Annotated in this window: 14 protein-coding genes; 7 read left to right on the forward strand and 7 right to left on the reverse strand. The window is 33.1% G+C overall.

Translation table 11 applies throughout. The annotated features are described in order from the left end of the window. Nucleotides 1–23 precede the first annotated feature (23 nt). Entirely contained in the window at nt 24–1,766 is a 1,743-nt protein-coding gene (locus tag IPZ78_RS09750) for a M61 family metallopeptidase (RefSeq protein ID WP_225553157.1), read from the reverse strand. 144 nt (nt 1,767–1,910) lie between these two features. On the opposite strand from IPZ78_RS09750, the gene IPZ78_RS09755 reads away from it, so the two are divergent. Both IPZ78_RS09755 and IPZ78_RS09760 read left to right on the forward strand, forming a co-directional pair. After that, nucleotides 1,911–2,774, forward strand: a complete 864-nt coding sequence (locus tag IPZ78_RS09755) for an N-acetylglucosamine kinase (protein WP_225553159.1) — start codon at nt 1,911–1,913, stop codon at nt 2,772–2,774. 10 nt (nt 2,775–2,784) lie between these two features. After that, the gene (locus IPZ78_RS09760; protein WP_225553160.1) at nt 2,785–3,291 is read left to right on the forward strand and encodes a glutathione peroxidase; all 507 of its coding nucleotides are present in this window, start codon (nt 2,785–2,787) and stop codon (nt 3,289–3,291) included. Between the two features lie 35 nt (nt 3,292–3,326). Here IPZ78_RS09760 and IPZ78_RS09765 read toward each other — a convergent pair whose 3' ends face one another. After that, complete coding sequence (locus IPZ78_RS09765) at nt 3,327–3,911, reverse strand: thymidine kinase (protein ID WP_225553162.1); 585 nt, start codon at nt 3,909–3,911, stop codon at nt 3,327–3,329. 196 nt (nt 3,912–4,107) lie between these two features. Here IPZ78_RS09765 and IPZ78_RS09770 point away from each other — a divergent pair, with 196 nt between their 5' ends. After that, nucleotides 4,108–4,965, forward strand: a complete 858-nt coding sequence (locus IPZ78_RS09770) for a hypothetical protein (RefSeq protein WP_225553164.1) — start codon at nt 4,108–4,110, stop codon at nt 4,963–4,965. 44 nt (nt 4,966–5,009) lie between these two features. Here IPZ78_RS09770 and IPZ78_RS09775 read toward each other — a convergent pair whose 3' ends face one another. Continuing rightward, the gene (locus tag IPZ78_RS09775) at nt 5,010–5,495 is read right to left on the reverse strand and encodes an ABC transporter substrate-binding protein (protein WP_225553165.1); all 486 of its coding nucleotides are present in this window, start codon (nt 5,493–5,495) and stop codon (nt 5,010–5,012) included. Nucleotides 5,496–5,548: 53 nt separating this feature from the next. Between IPZ78_RS09775 and IPZ78_RS09780 the strand changes: the two genes are divergently transcribed. Both IPZ78_RS09780 and IPZ78_RS09785 read left to right on the forward strand, forming a co-directional pair. Further along, complete coding sequence (locus IPZ78_RS09780; RefSeq protein ID WP_394371240.1) at nt 5,549–5,902, forward strand: YbaB/EbfC family nucleoid-associated protein; 354 nt, start codon at nt 5,549–5,551, stop codon at nt 5,900–5,902. 5 nt (nt 5,903–5,907) lie between these two features. Beyond that, on the forward strand, nt 5,908–6,603 hold the full coding sequence (locus IPZ78_RS09785; RefSeq protein WP_225553167.1) for a metal-dependent hydrolase: 696 nt from the start codon (nt 5,908–5,910) through the stop codon (nt 6,601–6,603). Nucleotides 6,604–6,680: 77 nt separating this feature from the next. Here IPZ78_RS09785 and IPZ78_RS09790 read toward each other — a convergent pair whose 3' ends face one another. Continuing rightward, on the reverse strand, nt 6,681–7,538 hold the full coding sequence (locus IPZ78_RS09790; protein WP_225553170.1) for an N-acetylglucosamine kinase: 858 nt from the start codon (nt 7,536–7,538) through the stop codon (nt 6,681–6,683). Nucleotides 7,539–7,731: 193 nt separating this feature from the next. After that, nucleotides 7,732–9,459, reverse strand: a complete 1,728-nt coding sequence (locus tag IPZ78_RS09795; protein ID WP_225553172.1) for an MFS transporter — start codon at nt 9,457–9,459, stop codon at nt 7,732–7,734. A gap of 331 nt (nt 9,460–9,790) precedes the next feature. Here IPZ78_RS09795 and rho point away from each other — a divergent pair, with 331 nt between their 5' ends. Continuing rightward, the gene (gene rho, locus IPZ78_RS09800; RefSeq protein ID WP_225553174.1) at nt 9,791–11,281 is read left to right on the forward strand and encodes a transcription termination factor Rho; all 1,491 of its coding nucleotides are present in this window, start codon (nt 9,791–9,793) and stop codon (nt 11,279–11,281) included. A gap of 59 nt (nt 11,282–11,340) precedes the next feature. Then, nucleotides 11,341–12,018, forward strand: a complete 678-nt coding sequence (gene pssA / locus IPZ78_RS09805; protein ID WP_225553176.1) for a CDP-diacylglycerol--serine O-phosphatidyltransferase — start codon at nt 11,341–11,343, stop codon at nt 12,016–12,018. Here the strand turns inward: pssA and IPZ78_RS09810 are convergent. Beyond that, nucleotides 12,015–12,422 (reverse strand): hypothetical protein, encoded by a 408-nt coding sequence (locus IPZ78_RS09810; protein ID WP_225553178.1) that lies wholly within the window; start codon nt 12,420–12,422, stop codon nt 12,015–12,017. The two genes, pssA and IPZ78_RS09810, sit on opposite strands and share 4 nt — an antisense overlap. An 83-nt stretch (nt 12,423–12,505) precedes the next feature. Beyond that, nucleotides 12,506–15,322: a hypothetical protein gene (locus IPZ78_RS09815; RefSeq protein ID WP_225553180.1), complete on the reverse strand. Its 2,817-nt coding sequence runs from the start codon at nt 15,320–15,322 to the stop codon at nt 12,506–12,508. Nucleotides 15,323–15,680: the final 358 nt, after the last annotated feature.

The following is a 15,680-nucleotide window of genomic DNA, read 5'->3' on the forward strand; positions in this document are numbered from 1 at the left end:
CAAATTTGAAAACCCTTTACTTTTTATAAAATATTTAGAGATAACCAAATATCTCCGAGTAGCCTTTGTTCAGCTGATGCGTTTTTTAATCGTTGAATACTGTAAGATTTTTTAGCAGAAGCAATTAATTTTACTTGAATTTCTTTAATTAATCCATCTCTTGAAATCAAAATCTGTACGCTTTCACCTTCTTTGGCATTTGATAATACATAATCTAATGCTTTGCCGTTGATTTCAATTCGGTGATTATTTATTGCAATCAGTTCATCACCAGCATTAAGTCCTGAAATCCAAGCCGCAGAATCGCGGTCTACATTTTTGATTACCGTATGTCCTTCATTGCTACCAATCTTAATTCCCAACGATTGATGGTCTTGATCTTCGGCTCTATCTACAAGTTCGTATCCTACTAGATTAAAATATTGATTATAGTCAATATCTTCAGTACTATGCGCTGCTTTGAAAATATCGTCAAGCTTTACACCTGTTACTTCTTCGGATAAATTTTGGAATTCATCTTCTTCAAAACCTCTATTTTCAATCAGATAGAAATGTTCGTAGGCTGCTTTCATTACATCATCAAGACGCTTAACACCATTCGTCTTAGCAATAATTAGAATATCCATCGAGACAGCGTGCATAGCCCCTTTATTGTAATAAGAGATAGCTACATTTTGAGAATTTTCATCAGGTCGATACTGCTTAATCCAGGTGTCAAAACTTGATGCGGCAGCGCTTTGATACAAATAGCCTGGTCGATTATAAACATTATTGAATTCAAAGGCTAATTTTTGCAAATATTCAGTCTCATCAAAAATTCCACAACGACGAATAATTAGGTTATCATAATATGAAGTGAACCCCTCAATAATCCATAGTCCGGTTGTGTAGTTTTCACTTTCGTAATCAAAAGGTCCAAGTTCTTTAGGACGTAGGCGTTTCACGTGCCACAAATGAAAATATTCATGAGCGACAAGGCTTAAATAATTCTTATAGGATGTAGTTTGTGAATAACTAAATCTTGAAGCAGCCAGTATTGTTGAATTTAGATGTTCTAAGCCGCCGCTACCATTCTGGTAGTTGTGTGTTACAAATAGATAATAATTATTTGGATTTGAACCCCAAATTTTATTTTCTTCGCGAACAATTTTTGTAATATCTTCGGTTAATTGCACTTTATCATAATCCGCTAGACCAACCATTGCGCATTCATGAATTATACCATCTACATCGAAAGACCATGTATCTTGATTTCCAATTTGAAATGGTGTATCGAATAAAATATCAAAATTAGGTGCATAATAAGTATGATTATCACCAATCTTTTCTAACCCTGTTGAGACTTTATTCCAATCCTTATACAGGTTCACTTTGACAGTTGATTCGTGCTGAAGATAACCATCAATATACATAAATGTTCCAACGGGACTCAAAAACGCCTTGGAATCATCTATGAAAGAAGTTCGTACTGATACTTCAAATCCATAGACAGAATAGCAAAGCTTTAGTTTTTCTTTAGGATTTGAAATACGCCAAGTATTTTTGGAGATTTTTTGGCATTGAATTATATTGCCATTATCATCCCTTGCTATTAAACGCTCTACGTTTTTTGAATATTCCCGAACAAGGTAGGAACCTGGAGCCCATACAGGCATTTTAACATCTATATACGCTTGATCATTAAATCCCTGTATTTGCATCTCGACATCTACATAATGTGCTTGTGGCTCAGAGAAAGATAATTCAAAATGTATAGATTTTGCCATGTTTGTATGCTTAAATAAATTTAACCAAAGGTAGAACTAATGCAATGGAGTTCAAAATATTAATAATAATACAATTACATTCCCATAAAACTAACAACGGATTTCTTATATTTGAAATAGCAAAAGATTAACTAATTAAGGATAATGATACTAGTTGCGGATAGTGGTTCGTCAAGTTCGGATTGGATGTTAAATCTTCCAGATAGCAAACCTTTATTTTTTAAAACAAAGGGATTGAATCCTTTCTTTGTCAGTGAAAAAGAAATTGAGAAGGTAATGAAGGACGTGCCTGAGATTATTCCATATTCGGAAGAAATCAAAGAAGTTTATTTTTTTGGAGCAGGCAGTATTACGCCAGATCGTAGGGAGATAGTTTCTAATGCATTAACCACTTTATTCCCTAATTCATTTATTTCAGTAGAATCAGATTTGTTGGGGGCTGCATATGCAACATTGCAAAATGACAAAGGTCTTATTGCTACATTAGGTACTGGATCGGATATTAGTTTTTATGACGGTAAGAATCTTTTTCAAAGCCATCACGGAATTGGATATGTTCTGGGTGATGAAGGCTCAGGAGCTTGGTTTGGTAAAAAGTTAATAACTCATTTTTTGTATGGTAAAATGCCAAGAGATATTGCTAAAGCATTCTCCGAAAAATACCGAATTTCAAAGGATAGTGTAATTAAGAATGTATACCAAAAGGAGCGGCCTAATTCATATTTGGCTTCTTTTATTCCTTTTATGTCTGAGCATCGCACACATCCATATATAGACAAATTATTGAACGAGGGGTTTGATGAGTTTGTCCGCACAAATATTATGACTTATCCCAATTATTGGGAATTTTCTTGCAATTTTGTCGGAAGAGTGGCTTATACATTTGATATGAATATACGACAAGTATGTCAGATTCATGGAGTCACTGTTGGCAAAATTCTTGCGAGTCCAATCTATGATTTGTTCGATTATGTAATCGAACGTGAAACATCTAATTTTTCAATTTAAATTTTAGCTCATGATTACTTTATTAATGATTCTGAATATGATTTTACCAACATCGTCTGTATATGATTTTTCTTTTAAATCTATAGATGGAGAACAAGTAAAACTTTCAAAATTCAAAGGCAAAAAGATATTGTTGGTAAATACAGCCTCAAAATGTGGTTTTACGACGCAGTATAAAGATTTAGAACAGTTGCATAAGCAGTACGGTAAGAATTTGGTCGTTATCGGATTTCCTGCCAATAACTTTGGTAATCAAGAGCCAGGCAGTAATGAAGATATTGCTGAGTTTTGTGAAAAAAACTATGGGGTTACATTTTTGATTGCTGAAAAAGTAGATGTAAAGGGAGATAATATACATCCATTATTTAAATACTTAACAAGCCAGCCAAATCCTGATTTTTCGGGAGATATTAACTGGAATTTTGAGAAATTTTTGATTGATGAAAATGGAAAATTAATACATCGCTACCGCTCTAAAATTAAGCCATTAGATCCACTTATTGTAAATCAACTATAACAAAAAAGACTTCGAATATTCGAAGTCTTTTTTGTTTATTCATCTATTTTGTGAAAATAGCAGTGACGACATCTAGGTTCGTAACTTTCTTTTTCGCCTAATAGCACTACGTTATCATTTTTAGTAAATCTATACGAATAGTTGGCCGGTGCTCCACATTTGACACAGACAGCATGCACTTTGTATACATCTTCTGCTACAGCCATAATGTTTGGCATTGGTCCAAATGGCCTTCCTTGGTAATCCATGTCGAGTCCAGCAACTATGACACGTACTCCTTTGTTAGCAAGTTGTATGCACACATTTGGTAATTCATCATCAAAAAATTGAGCTTCATCAATGCCTATTACTTTTGCTTCCCCACCTAATAGCAAAATAGCCGATGAGTGTTCGACAGGAGTAGAAGGAATGCTATTACTATCATGAGATACGACTTCTTTTTCGGCGTAACGGATATCAATAGCGGGCTTGAAAATTTCGACAGGTAATTTTGCGAATTGTGCTCTTTTCATGCGACGAATTAGTTCTTCTGTCTTACCAGAAAACATTGACCCGCAAATCACCTCAATGCTACCCACTTGTCTGTCTCTTTGGCTGAAATAATTTTCTGAAAAAAGCATAGTTTTGAATGTATAGGAAGATTGCATAATTCTTGAAAGAATTGTACATCATCCATCGTTTGACGATACGAATATCGAAATTATATCTTATTTTTGATATATAAAAAGCAGCGTGATTTCAAAACTATATCATTATCAGTAGTTTTTGTTTCCCACGTTGTCTTCCGTTTAACTACGTAATCAAAATAAAAGATCCATGGCAAAAACTAAAGGACAATTACTTTCAAAAATTGACTATCTATTTGCAGATATACAATCTCAATATACTGAAATTAAAAAATCTACTGAAATTGACTCAGTTGAGGTGACTTTACTTGAAGCAAATTTAGCTTCATTGACTAAATATTTTGAAGCGTTGAAGATTCAAAATAATATGTTGTCAACAAAACAACTAGAACCAGCTAATAAGAATATTTTTACTCCCGCTACAGAGATTTTAAAACCTGCTGATAAGCAAGAGGTCTTTGAAGAAATTAAGGAGGAATTCCCGGCGTTTAATGAAAAGTCAGATGAAATAAAACAAACTGAATTTTCTTTTAGTAACAACGATGTAACACAAGTTGTTGCGAAAAAAGAAGAAATAGTTGAATCTGTTGATGATGAGATAGAGCAAACTCTATTTGTTGAAGAACAGGAAGAAGTAGTTGTTCCTGTTACACTACCTGCAAAGGAGGTGGAATTGCCTGTTCAACAAGCAACTTCTGTTGTTGAAGAAACTGTTGCTCGTCCTTTAACGATAAATGAATTAATTCATCAACAGAAACAAGCTGGTGTGAATGTCACTCAGCAGTTTCAAACGTCTGCAGCCAAAGAAAAAGTTGTTGATTTGAAAACTGCTGTCAGTTTGAATGATAAACTATTGTATATAAAAGATTTGTTTAATGGTTATAGTTTGGCGTATAGTGAAGCAGTAGAGTTATTAAATCGATTTGATTCATTTGCTGAGGCAGATGCTTTCCTACAAACAAATTATGCTGTTAAAAATGGTTGGGCTGATAAACCACAAACAGTTGATAAGTTTTATACGTTATTACAAAAGAAATTTGAAGTATAGTTCAGTTTAAAATAAATCCTGTAATTCTCCTACAGGATTTATTTTTATATTTCAAATTTTACCCAAGAAATTCCGTCATGCCCATAAACAAAATACTTCGGCTGTAATATTTCTGCTAGTATTTCTGTATCCTTTAAGTATTCTTCATCCAGTGTGTTAAAAGCAGCAAATTGGATAATGTATATATTGTTACTCATATAAGCATTTGTAGCTTTTATTTTTTCTTGATCCAATACGTTAGATAATTGGCTATACAAATTTTCATTTTCTTGTAATATAATGATACAATCTGGGTTGCCATCCAAAGATTCAATATATACTCCCCCAGCTGTATTAATTTTTTCTGCTAAAACAACAGATTCTAATGAATGAAAATTACTCTTTTGATCTAACACAAGTGTTTTGGGTAAGTTTTCTTTAGATAAAAACTTTAGTTTGTGTTGTATTATATCAATTTCTTCTTCTAAAAGTTCTGCTTTAGAAGGGTTAATATGTTGAAGATTTGAAATAATTTCTTGGAATTTTGTCATGGTACAAATTTAATTAAATAAGCTTATTCTGTTACTTATTTTGAACGGAAAACATGATTTCGTATTTTGGTCTAAATAAATTAGAAGATACTATGTTTGACAAATTATTCCAAGCGCAACAAAAGGCGCAAGAGATCAAAGCAAGATTAGATAATATATCAGTTTCTGGTGAGGCTGAAGGTGGTAAAGTACGTGTAATTGCTACAGCAAACAAAGAAATAAAAGAAGTGAGTATAAGTGATGAATTATTTGCTGAAGGAGACAAAGAGCAAATTGAGGATTTATTAATGGTTGCACTTAATAAAGCATTAGCTCAAGCTGAAAATGTTAGTCAGACTGAAATGGCTGCTGCCTCACAAGATATGTTAAGCGGATTAGGTGGTCTAGGGAATCTATTTGGTAAATAATAATTATGGCAAATCAAATTTCAGTACGTTATTTAGGACATGCCTGTTTTGAATTTAATTTCAATGGAACTAAGGTTTTATTAGATCCTTTTGTGACTTATAATCCTTTAGCTAAAGATATTAATGTATCCACTTTAAATCCTGATTACATTTTTTTATCACATGCACATGAAGATCATGTTGCTGATTTACCTACAATTCAATCGCAGTCGAACGCTACTGTAGCAGCTATAGTGGAGACAGCAGGTTGGGTGCGTAAGCAAGGTGTTGCGGATGACAAAGTTTTAGAGTTTAATTTTGGAGGAACTTTGTCCTTGCCTTTTGGTAAGGTAAAAATGGTGTATGCATTACATACTAATTCTACACCAGATGGCGCATATGGAGGAGCTCCTTGTGGTTTTATCTTCTTTGTAGGCGACAAAAAAATATATTTTGCAGGGGATACTGCATTAACCCTAGAGATGAAATTGTTGGAAGGACTGAATTTAGATTGGGCATTCTTACCAATTGGAGGTCACTATACGATGGATATGTATGATGCGGTGAAGGCTGCGGATTTCATAAATTGTAAGAATGTGATTGGAATGCATTATGATACATTTTCTCCTGTCACTATTGATACGATTGAGGCTAAAAAGGTGTTTTCAAAAGCGAATCTTAATCTTAGCCTGCTGAAGTTGGGGGAATCAATTGAATTATAGTAAATCTTAACTTCATATTTACTAAAAAAGTCCATTCGATGAATGGACTTTTTTAATATAGTAGTCTTATGTAAAGATTATTTGTTTGAATATCTGTCAATATGGAATTGAACTAAATCGTCAATTGGTGAACGTAAGATTTTACCTACATTCATGCCATATTGATTTGCTTTTTCTTCCAATACATTGCGGAAATTATAACCTACAGAACCTATACAGTTGAACGTATAGCTTTGATAGTTAGGGTATTTGCTTACTAGGTTGGCAAAAAAAGCTTCGAAAGCATCATCAACAATTTTGCGTGTATATTCGATGTTTACATTATTGTCATATACAAATTTACTAAAGCTAGCACAAAAACGATTTGCTAATGGTTTAGTATATACGCTGTCCATGATTTCATCCTTTGACAATTTGTATGTATCGTAGAATGCTTTTGCAACGTCTACAGGCATTAAATCACGAACGAAATCAGTCAGAAGTTTTTTACCAATGAAAGAACCTGAGCCTTCATCACCTAAAATGTATGCCGCCGAACTAATATTATGAGTAATTTTGTCACCATCGTAGATACATGTATTAGTACCTGTACCCAGAATTGCAGCAAATCCAGTTTCTTTACCTAAAAGCGCTCTAGCTGCAGCTAATAAGTCATGACCGATTTCAATTTTTGCGTTAGGGAATAATACGCGAAAAGCGTCTGATACAATTTTAGCTTTTTCGTCGTTGTGTACTCCGGCACCATAATAATTTACTTCTTGAATTTTATCTAAAGGTAAATCATTTGGTAATCCTTTTTTCAAAGAACTCACGATATAGTCACTGTCCACAAAGTAAGGATTGTAACCTTCTGTGTTGAAATAGATCTTCTTTTGATTATCGTCTAATAGGCACCAATTGGTTTTGGTAGATCCTCCATCTGCAATAATGATCATTATTAGTTTATTTTAGTATAGTTATTCAAAATTATCTGTTCCGAAGATACATTATTATTTATAAAAACAATAGTATTTAAAAATTTTATTTTAAATAACTTTCTTTTAAAACACAAAAAACAGCCTCAATTTGCATTGAACGCTGTTTTTTGTGTTTTATGCTTAGTGTAAAAAGTACAATTAGCTTAATTTCTTAATGACTAGATGAGCCATCAATGTGTTCAATATCTATGTTTTGCTTTTTTAAGAATCCTTTGACTAATACAGCAAAAAGTATAATGTAAATAAATCCAATCACAGGGATTATGTAAGAATTATGTATACCTATGATATCTGCTAACTTACCTTGAATTGGGGGAATGATACCCCCGCCAAGAATCATCATAACTAAGAAAGCAGACCCTTGTTCTGTATATTTTCCAATACCAACTATTGACAGGGCGAATATTGATCCCCACATAATAGAACAGGCAAGCCCCCCGGTCAGAAATGCATAGATAGCGATAGTCCCTGATGATAATAATCCAACAATCATAGCAGCTAAACCTAATGTCCCAAAAACCACTAATGTTGTTACCGGTTTTTCTTTACTTATGAAAAAGGCAATCACTTGAATAGCAATACAAATTCCAAAGAAGTACAAATGTGACATATTGAAGCCCGCAATGGAATTTACTGCTAAAACGATAATGAATGCTATAAAAGGAACTGTCGCAGTTAAGATTTTCTTAGTAGAATTAGCAAAATTAAACGCTGTAATAGCACCTGCCCAACGGCCAATCATCATACCTCCCCAGTACATAGATATATAAGGTGTAATTTCTGAGGATTGTAAACTTCCAAATTCTGGTAATGTAAGCAATTCACCTAAGTTACTTCCTATAGCTACCTCAATTCCAACGTAAACGAATAGTGCTAACATACCCAAAACTAATTGTGGGTATTTCATAGCGCCCCATCCCTGTGGAGTATGTTGAGCTTTGCGATAAGCAAATAGTAAAGATCCTACGACTGCGATCAATGCTCCAAATAATAAAGCCATACGCTTAAGTTCAAGAGGGTGTGCGATTTCTTTGATTTGGGCTTTGATATTATCTATGGTTGTGATATCTGTGGTAGCTTTTATTTGCGCGTTCATTTTTTCAATCTGTAGAGCCGTTTCACTTTTATAGCTTAAAAAAACAGGTGTAAACATTACAGCTAAAAGAACAGTCATAACAATAAGGATATTTTTAGCTTTAGAAGCTTCTTCCATTGGCTCGTTATTGATTCCTGGAGGTACTTTTTTTGAAAAGTTAAATAAAGCGGCTGCAAATATAAATAGTAAGCCAACTGCAATATACAGATATACTACCTTATTAAGTGGTAAGCTAGAAATTTCAGAGTCAGACATAGGTTCGAACGTACCGAATAGGGCATATCCAATTACCAAAGGGCCTATAGTTGTTCCAAAGGAGTTTACAGCGCCTCCAAGATTTACTCGTGAAGCTCCTGTTTTAGGGTCTCCTAATAATACAGCAAATGGATTTGCTGCGGTTTGCTGTAAAGAAAAGCCTAATGCCACAATAAATAATCCGATCAACATTCCTAGATACACATTCACCTCAACAGCAACTATCATTGCAGCTGCGCCGAATGCTGAAAATAGTAATCCATATACTATACTTTTCTTGTAGCCCCATTTGCCAACTAAATCTCGACCTGATAATGTGCCAAATATAAATAAGCCTAGTGCGCCAATATAATATGCGCTGTAGAAAGCAAAATCGATTAATTGAGATTGGAACTGATCAAGATGGAAATAGTTTTTACAAAATGGTATAAAAATACTATTGCCTGCAGCAATAAAACCCCAGAAAAAAAACACTACGATTAGTGTATAGAGGGCGGGATAGTTTGTTGGCTTGTTACTTTCATTCATAATTTGAAGGTTTCATTATACTTTATAAAGTTATAAACGTACGAAAAAAAGTTTGTTTTTATAATTGGTAAAACAATTTAGTACACACAAAAATGCACATTTTTTTTAATGTCAAGATAATTTTGTTAATTTTTTTTTGAAAATTCATTTGGAATGGTTTTCTTTGTGCATTCTCAAATTTATCCTAGTTCATAGTTTGTTGTTTCAAAAATCAGAAATAGTGAACGAGAACAAGTCAAATTTTCAAACCTTAAGTTATAAAGGCATTGTGAATAAGTAGGTTAGATTTCAAATTGAAAATCCAAAAAGATATAATCATAATTCAATATTAATGAATATCAACGAATTGAATTCAAAGCTCGTGTCCGAATTGCGCGAGATAGGAAAGGTGTTAGGTATTGTAGACGTAGATAAATTACGCAAGCAAGAACTAATCGATAAAATTTCAGCGATTGCTCAACAATCTGATACTGAAAAAGTAGAAGCAGCACCTGTAGCTGTAGAGTCAGATGACAATGCTCCAAGAAAAAGAACAAGAACAATCAAAACTGAGCCAGTAGCTATAACTAAGCGTGTTAGAACTGAAGATGAGCCTACTTTATTTGCAAGTTCACCTTCAGAGTCAACTCCAAAAGTAGCTGAAGTAGTAGCGGCAAAGTCTGAGCAGTCAGTAGAACCGAAAAAAGATACTTCTACGAATACTGATTTTGATAATGTAATTGTAAACGAAGGTGTATTAGAAATTATGCCTGATGGTTATGGTTTTTTACGTTCTTCTGATTACAATTATTTAACATCTCCAGATGATATTTACGTATCGCAATCACAAATCAAATTATTTGGTTTGAAAACGGGTGATAACGTAAGAGGTTCTATTCGTCCTCCAAAGGAAGGAGAAAAATACTTTCCGTTAGTACGTATTGAGTCTATAAATGGTCAAAATCCTGCGGAAATAAGAGACCGTGTTCCTTTTGACTTCTTAACGCCATTATTCCCTGATGAAAAATTAAATTTAGATTTAGGTTCGAATAATTACTCAACACGTATCATGGATTTGTTTACACCAATTGGTAAAGGTCAACGTGGACTTATCGTTGCTCAACCAAAAACGGGTAAAACAAACTTACTGAAAGAAGTAGCTAATGCTATTGCTAAGAATCACCCTGAAGTTTATTTGATTATTTTATTAATCGATGAGCGTCCAGAAGAGGTGACTGATATGGCAAGATCTGTTCGTGCTGAGGTGGTGTCGTCAACATTTGATGAGCCAGCTGATAGACACGTGAAAATCGCCAATATTGTATTAGAAAAGGCAAAACGTATGGTAGAATGTGGTCACGATGTAGTGATTTTATTGGATTCTATTACTCGTTTGGCTAGGGCTTATAATACGGTTGCGCCAGCTTCTGGTAAAATTTTATCGGGTGGTGTTGATGCTAATGCATTACATAAACCAAAACGTTTTTTTGGTGCGGCACGTAACATTGAAAATGGTGGTTCATTGACGATTTTGGCTACAGCATTAACTGATACAGGTTCAAAAATGGATGATGTGATCTTTGAAGAATTCAAAGGTACTGGTAATATGGAGCTTCAATTAGATCGTAAGTTGGCGAACAAACGTTTATTCCCAGCTATCGATTTGACTGCGTCTTCAACACGTCGTGATGATCTATTGATGGATAGAGAAGCATTACAACGTCTATGGGTGTTGAGAAATCACTTGTCAGACATGAATTCTACAGAAGCTATGGAATTCTTGTTACAACAATTGCGTGGAACACGCTCAAATGAAGAGTTTTTGATGAGTATGAATGGATAATTCATATTAAATTGATATTTTTAAGCCGTCTAGTTATTAGACGGCTTTTTATTTTTATAATGAAGAAATATATACCGAATACGATTACATCGTTGAATTTGTTTAGTGGATGTTTAGGCATTTTATTTGTGTTGAAAGGCGATTATTTATCGGCATTTTATTGTGTTCTTGCTTCAGGTATTTTTGATTTTTTTGACGGATTAGTAGCTCGATTGCTCAATGTGAAGTCTTTAATAGGTAAGGAGTTGGATTCGCTTGCAGATGTAATTAGCTTTGGATTTTTGCCAGGTACAATTCTTTATATGATGTTAAAGGAGGTTTCTACTTCTGAATATTTGCCATATTTAGGTTTTGTAGTGACGGTGTTTTCAGCTTTGCGATTAGCTAAATTTAATATTGATGAACGTCAAACTTCTGATTTCATTGGTGTAAATACACCGATGAATACATTTTTGATTGTATCATTACCATTTATTGGGAATGTTTATCCACAATATATTTATAACGTGTATTTGTTAGTGGGAATCACGCTTATAACCAGTGCACTTTTAGTTTCTGAATTGAAGCTGTTTTCTATGAAACTTAATTCATTGAAATGGGAACTTAATAAGTATAAATACTTGTTTTTGATTGTTTCGATTGTCTTAGTCTTATGGTTAAAAATTTTGGCAATCCCAATAATCTTTTTGTTGTACATTTTATTTTCTCTTTTACACTTTAAGGGGACATCAAATTAAGATTTTATACGAATGATTTGACTAATTTGATCAACCCATGATTTTACAAATGCTGCACATTCATAGTCTTCGTTATCAGCAAATTGTAACATTGTTTGATGTAGTGTGTAATACATTTCACAATATTCTGGAAAATACCCGTAAACATCTTTGAAATCATTGATGATGTCGATGATGTGGCAGTGTGTATCGTATTCAATGAATTTCTTATGGTATATTTTATTGGTAATAATAGGTGATTTTTCATCATTATATCCATTTAATATAAAAAGATCACATTGTTTTTCAAATTGCTTCCGTATAGATTTTAGCTCATTTTGAATGGTAGATCTTTTGCGTAAGAGAAGTTCATATATTGTAATTAATTCTTCTTGAACCTCAGCGTCTTTAGAGATTATTGCCATGTCTCAAAAGTTTAATGTGTAAAATGTTAAACAATATAACGATTAAAATTGTTTTTATATATTGTTGGTTTTTAAACGTTTGGCTAATAACTGTAACTCAAGCTGAAGGTTGGACTGAATTTTTTGTTAATTCTACTATCATTTAAATATGTTCCTAAAACACTAAAGGTAAACAACGGTTCATTGTATTTAAATAGATTAAAATCAAAATTAAGTCCTGCGCTGAGTGACTTAGGAGCAAGATCTGTATTATGAATATTTAAATAGTCTGCTGATAATTGTCCGTGAATACGCTTGATATAGGCGAGTTGTCCTATCGACAGATCAGGGTATAACAGGGGTAATTTGTAATCAAATAAAAGCGTGTTTTTTACTAAATAGTTAGGTAAAAATGAAAATCCATCAATTAGTGGTATGTCATAAGAGCCCTCGAATACGCCTTTTGAGTGTTGGATGTTGAATCTTGTTTGAAAGCTGTGGTTTAGAACAAATCCTGGAAAGTAAAAATTTGACCTGAATGCCCAAGATTGACTTTGGTTGTTTTCAAATGGCATATGCCTGTAAATAAAATTGAAATTTTGACCCCATCGAGGGGCTAAATCCATACGTGCCATCATTGAATTTTTGTTAAAGTAAACTTGGTAGTTTAATGGAAATTTAATCTGATCTACAAAGTTTCTCAATGATTGTATACTTAAATCGTAACGTTTGATATAGTATGTGCCGAAGTTTGCTCCGTATGAATAAACATTATTACCTCTATATATGCTAAATGGCAATTGAATATCTGCTGTTATTTGGTGATATCTGAAGTCGAATCTCAGGCTATCCTTTCCTGTTCTGGTCTTAGCAATGCCATAATTCCCAGAGTTTTTGTAGCTAATATTGAATTTAGGATGATAGCGTTGGTAAGATAATTCGGCTAAATATGAATTCTTTCTCAATTCAACTTCTCTTTCATAGCCTAGTTTAATATTTGTTATGTTTAATAAGTCATTTGAAACCCAGTAAATTCCGGGTTTATAGTTGTCAAAACTTTCAAAATCATTAGCACTAAGTGTTAAGCTGTGAAAATTGACGCTGTTTTTGATTACAGAGTAAGGTTTGATGAGAGCTGAATAATCGACTGTAGAGTGGCTAATACTGTCAAATTTGAAGTTGTTTTGCGTTTCAAAAAGTGTTTCCGCAGCTGATAAGCTTATTTTTTTGCTGTTAATATTATTTAAAGATATAAGATTGATTTTATGTCCTTTTAAAGTGAAATCGTTAAACCAAAGTGTATCGTTGTTGATAGATGGATTAAATGCGCCGAATTTACTATCAGTTAGTTGTTGTATAATACCAGATTTCAGTAGAAAAATATCGTCTTTCCCATTTTGGTTTACTTTGAAAATAATGTCATTTCCTGCATACACGGGGCGCTCAAACTGTAAGTTTGACCATTCTAGTATTGTCTTGGTCTGCTTGGTATCTCTGCTTATTTCTATTAGATTTGTTCCTCTTTGACTTATAGCAATCGCGATGATTTTGGTTGATTTTTCATTCAAATGGGGTTGTTGTATGTGTGTGCCATTGGCTAAAGGGATGCTATCAATTTTATGTCCTGTGTATGTGTCTAATATAGCTATTGAACTTTTATTGTCAAGATCGACTTCAATGCATACGATGTGTTTCAGGTCATTTGAAAGGAGTGGAGTGTAGTATCTACTATCTTTCGTTATAGTTGTTTTGATATTATTCTGGGTGTTGTATACAGTGATAACATTGTATGTTTGCTTAGAAAAACGTGCATCTTTTCTATATTCGTCCCACACAATAAGGTGCTTTTTGATATGAAAATAGGGCATTAATTGAGCTCCTGTTTTCACAATTTCTGTATAATTCTCAGGGTTATTTTTATCAAATTTAACTATACGTTGTGTGCGTTGGTTATTTTTTTGGATGCTATAGATGGATCCATTTTCTACTTGAGGTAATAGGTAGTCCGTAGGGTATTTGTCCTTAAATTCGATAGGGTCAGGAAGACTTGTGGATGTGTTTGAGGTCCATTTTTGATCTAGTTTTGCTATGGTATTTTCAAACAATTGATTAGGTTTTGTGCCGTAATATTTTTTTAAGGCACGTTGAAAATTGAATGGCCTAAGTAATTTTCCATTCATTTCTTCATAGATATTCGCATTTATTTTATTGTCTTTTTCATACATTTCACTATTCATAAAATAGCCAATAGTATAATAGCTGGGTACAATATCTTTGAATGATCCGTGTATATATTTACTAAAACTGTAGTGTTTTTTAGATAAAATATTAGTTCGTAGTTCCATGTTCCACGAGCTTAATCTGCCTCTGCCTCCATTGGAAAATAGTGTTTCATGAAGAGTTGCATCCCCCTCATAATACCAAGAGGGAAGGTTAATTCCGAAGAAACCTAAGGCTAATAATTCGCCAAATGGACGCTTTATGTTGCCTGTCAATTTGTCAAATTGAGTAACGTGCTGAAGTTCGTGGAGAGCTAAATTTGGTAACCATTCTTGATTGTCCGCTATCCCTGATGGCGTCGAAAATATTTCAGATTTACGAGGAGCTAACTGTACAAATCCATTTTGAAGAATATGATTTTGTTGGACTATTATACTTATTTTTCTAGGATTATCTGTTAAACTTTTCTGACTATATTTAATGTAGTTTTCGATTTGTTGTGATAGGGAAGGAGCAGAAGTTTTGAATGTTGAAGGGAATATTAACCTAAAATTATCAGTATCTATCTGATGCCATTTTACTTTGTAATGTGCTTGAGAGTTGTCGAATATTTGTGCAAAAATTATATTTGAATTAAATGTTGATATGATTAATATTAATGTGTTGAAAAATAGGTTTTTGTTTTTTGTTTTTAGCTTCATACTGATGTTTTGCTAATTTATTTAGTAATAATAACTAATTTTATTTAATCTGATTGTTTAGTTTGGTTATGTAAGTTTCTGTTTTATAATTATTTTAATAAATTTCTATTAGATTATTAAATTGAATTTTTATTAGGTTTTTATTGTTTTTGACCTTTGTTTTTAACCATTGGAATTACATTCACTAAAGTACATTATTTTTTTGAAATTTTACAATTTACGTATATCGTATGAGGGACTGTAGTTATTGTTGGCTTGTGATTTTTCTCATACGTGTAATCAATTAAACTGATTGTTTTTTATGGTTTGAATATAGATCTGCTAAGGTCAAATAAATAAATGCAGCTACATCTTAATT

This window comes from Sphingobacterium bovistauri, from assembly GCF_020295405.1.
In the GTDB taxonomy this organism is placed as follows: Bacteria; Bacteroidota; Bacteroidia; order Sphingobacteriales; family Sphingobacteriaceae; genus Sphingobacterium; species Sphingobacterium bovistauri.

Bases quoted from the DNA above. Each gene is read 5' to 3' on its own strand.
- IPZ78_RS09750 (WP_225553157.1), bottom strand. From the start codon at position 1,766: ATGGCAAAATCTATACATTTTGAATTATCTTTCTCTGAGCCACAAGCA.
- IPZ78_RS09755 (WP_225553159.1), top strand. From the start codon at position 1,911: ATGATACTAGTTGCGGATAGTGGTTCGTCAAGTTCGGATTGGATGTTA.
- IPZ78_RS09760 (WP_225553160.1), top strand. From the start codon at position 2,785: ATGATTACTTTATTAATGATTCTGAATATGATTTTACCAACATCGTCT.
- IPZ78_RS09765 (WP_225553162.1), bottom strand. From the start codon at position 3,911: ATGCTTTTTTCAGAAAATTATTTCAGCCAAAGAGACAGACAAGTGGGT.
- IPZ78_RS09770 (WP_225553164.1), top strand. From the start codon at position 4,108: ATGGCAAAAACTAAAGGACAATTACTTTCAAAAATTGACTATCTATTT.
- IPZ78_RS09775 (WP_225553165.1), bottom strand. From the start codon at position 5,495: ATGACAAAATTCCAAGAAATTATTTCAAATCTTCAACATATTAACCCT.
- IPZ78_RS09780 (WP_394371240.1), top strand. From the start codon at position 5,549: ATGATTTCGTATTTTGGTCTAAATAAATTAGAAGATACTATGTTTGAC.
- IPZ78_RS09785 (WP_225553167.1), top strand. From the start codon at position 5,908: ATGGCAAATCAAATTTCAGTACGTTATTTAGGACATGCCTGTTTTGAA.
- IPZ78_RS09790 (WP_225553170.1), bottom strand. From the start codon at position 7,538: ATGATCATTATTGCAGATGGAGGATCTACCAAAACCAATTGGTGCCTA.
- IPZ78_RS09795 (WP_225553172.1), bottom strand. From the start codon at position 9,459: ATGAATGAAAGTAACAAGCCAACAAACTATCCCGCCCTCTATACACTA.
- rho (WP_225553174.1), top strand. From the start codon at position 9,791: ATGAATATCAACGAATTGAATTCAAAGCTCGTGTCCGAATTGCGCGAG.
- pssA (WP_225553176.1), top strand. From the start codon at position 11,341: ATGAAGAAATATATACCGAATACGATTACATCGTTGAATTTGTTTAGT.
- IPZ78_RS09810 (WP_225553178.1), bottom strand. From the start codon at position 12,422: ATGGCAATAATCTCTAAAGACGCTGAGGTTCAAGAAGAATTAATTACA.
- IPZ78_RS09815 (WP_225553180.1), bottom strand. From the start codon at position 15,322: ATGAAGCTAAAAACAAAAAACAAAAACCTATTTTTCAACACATTAATA.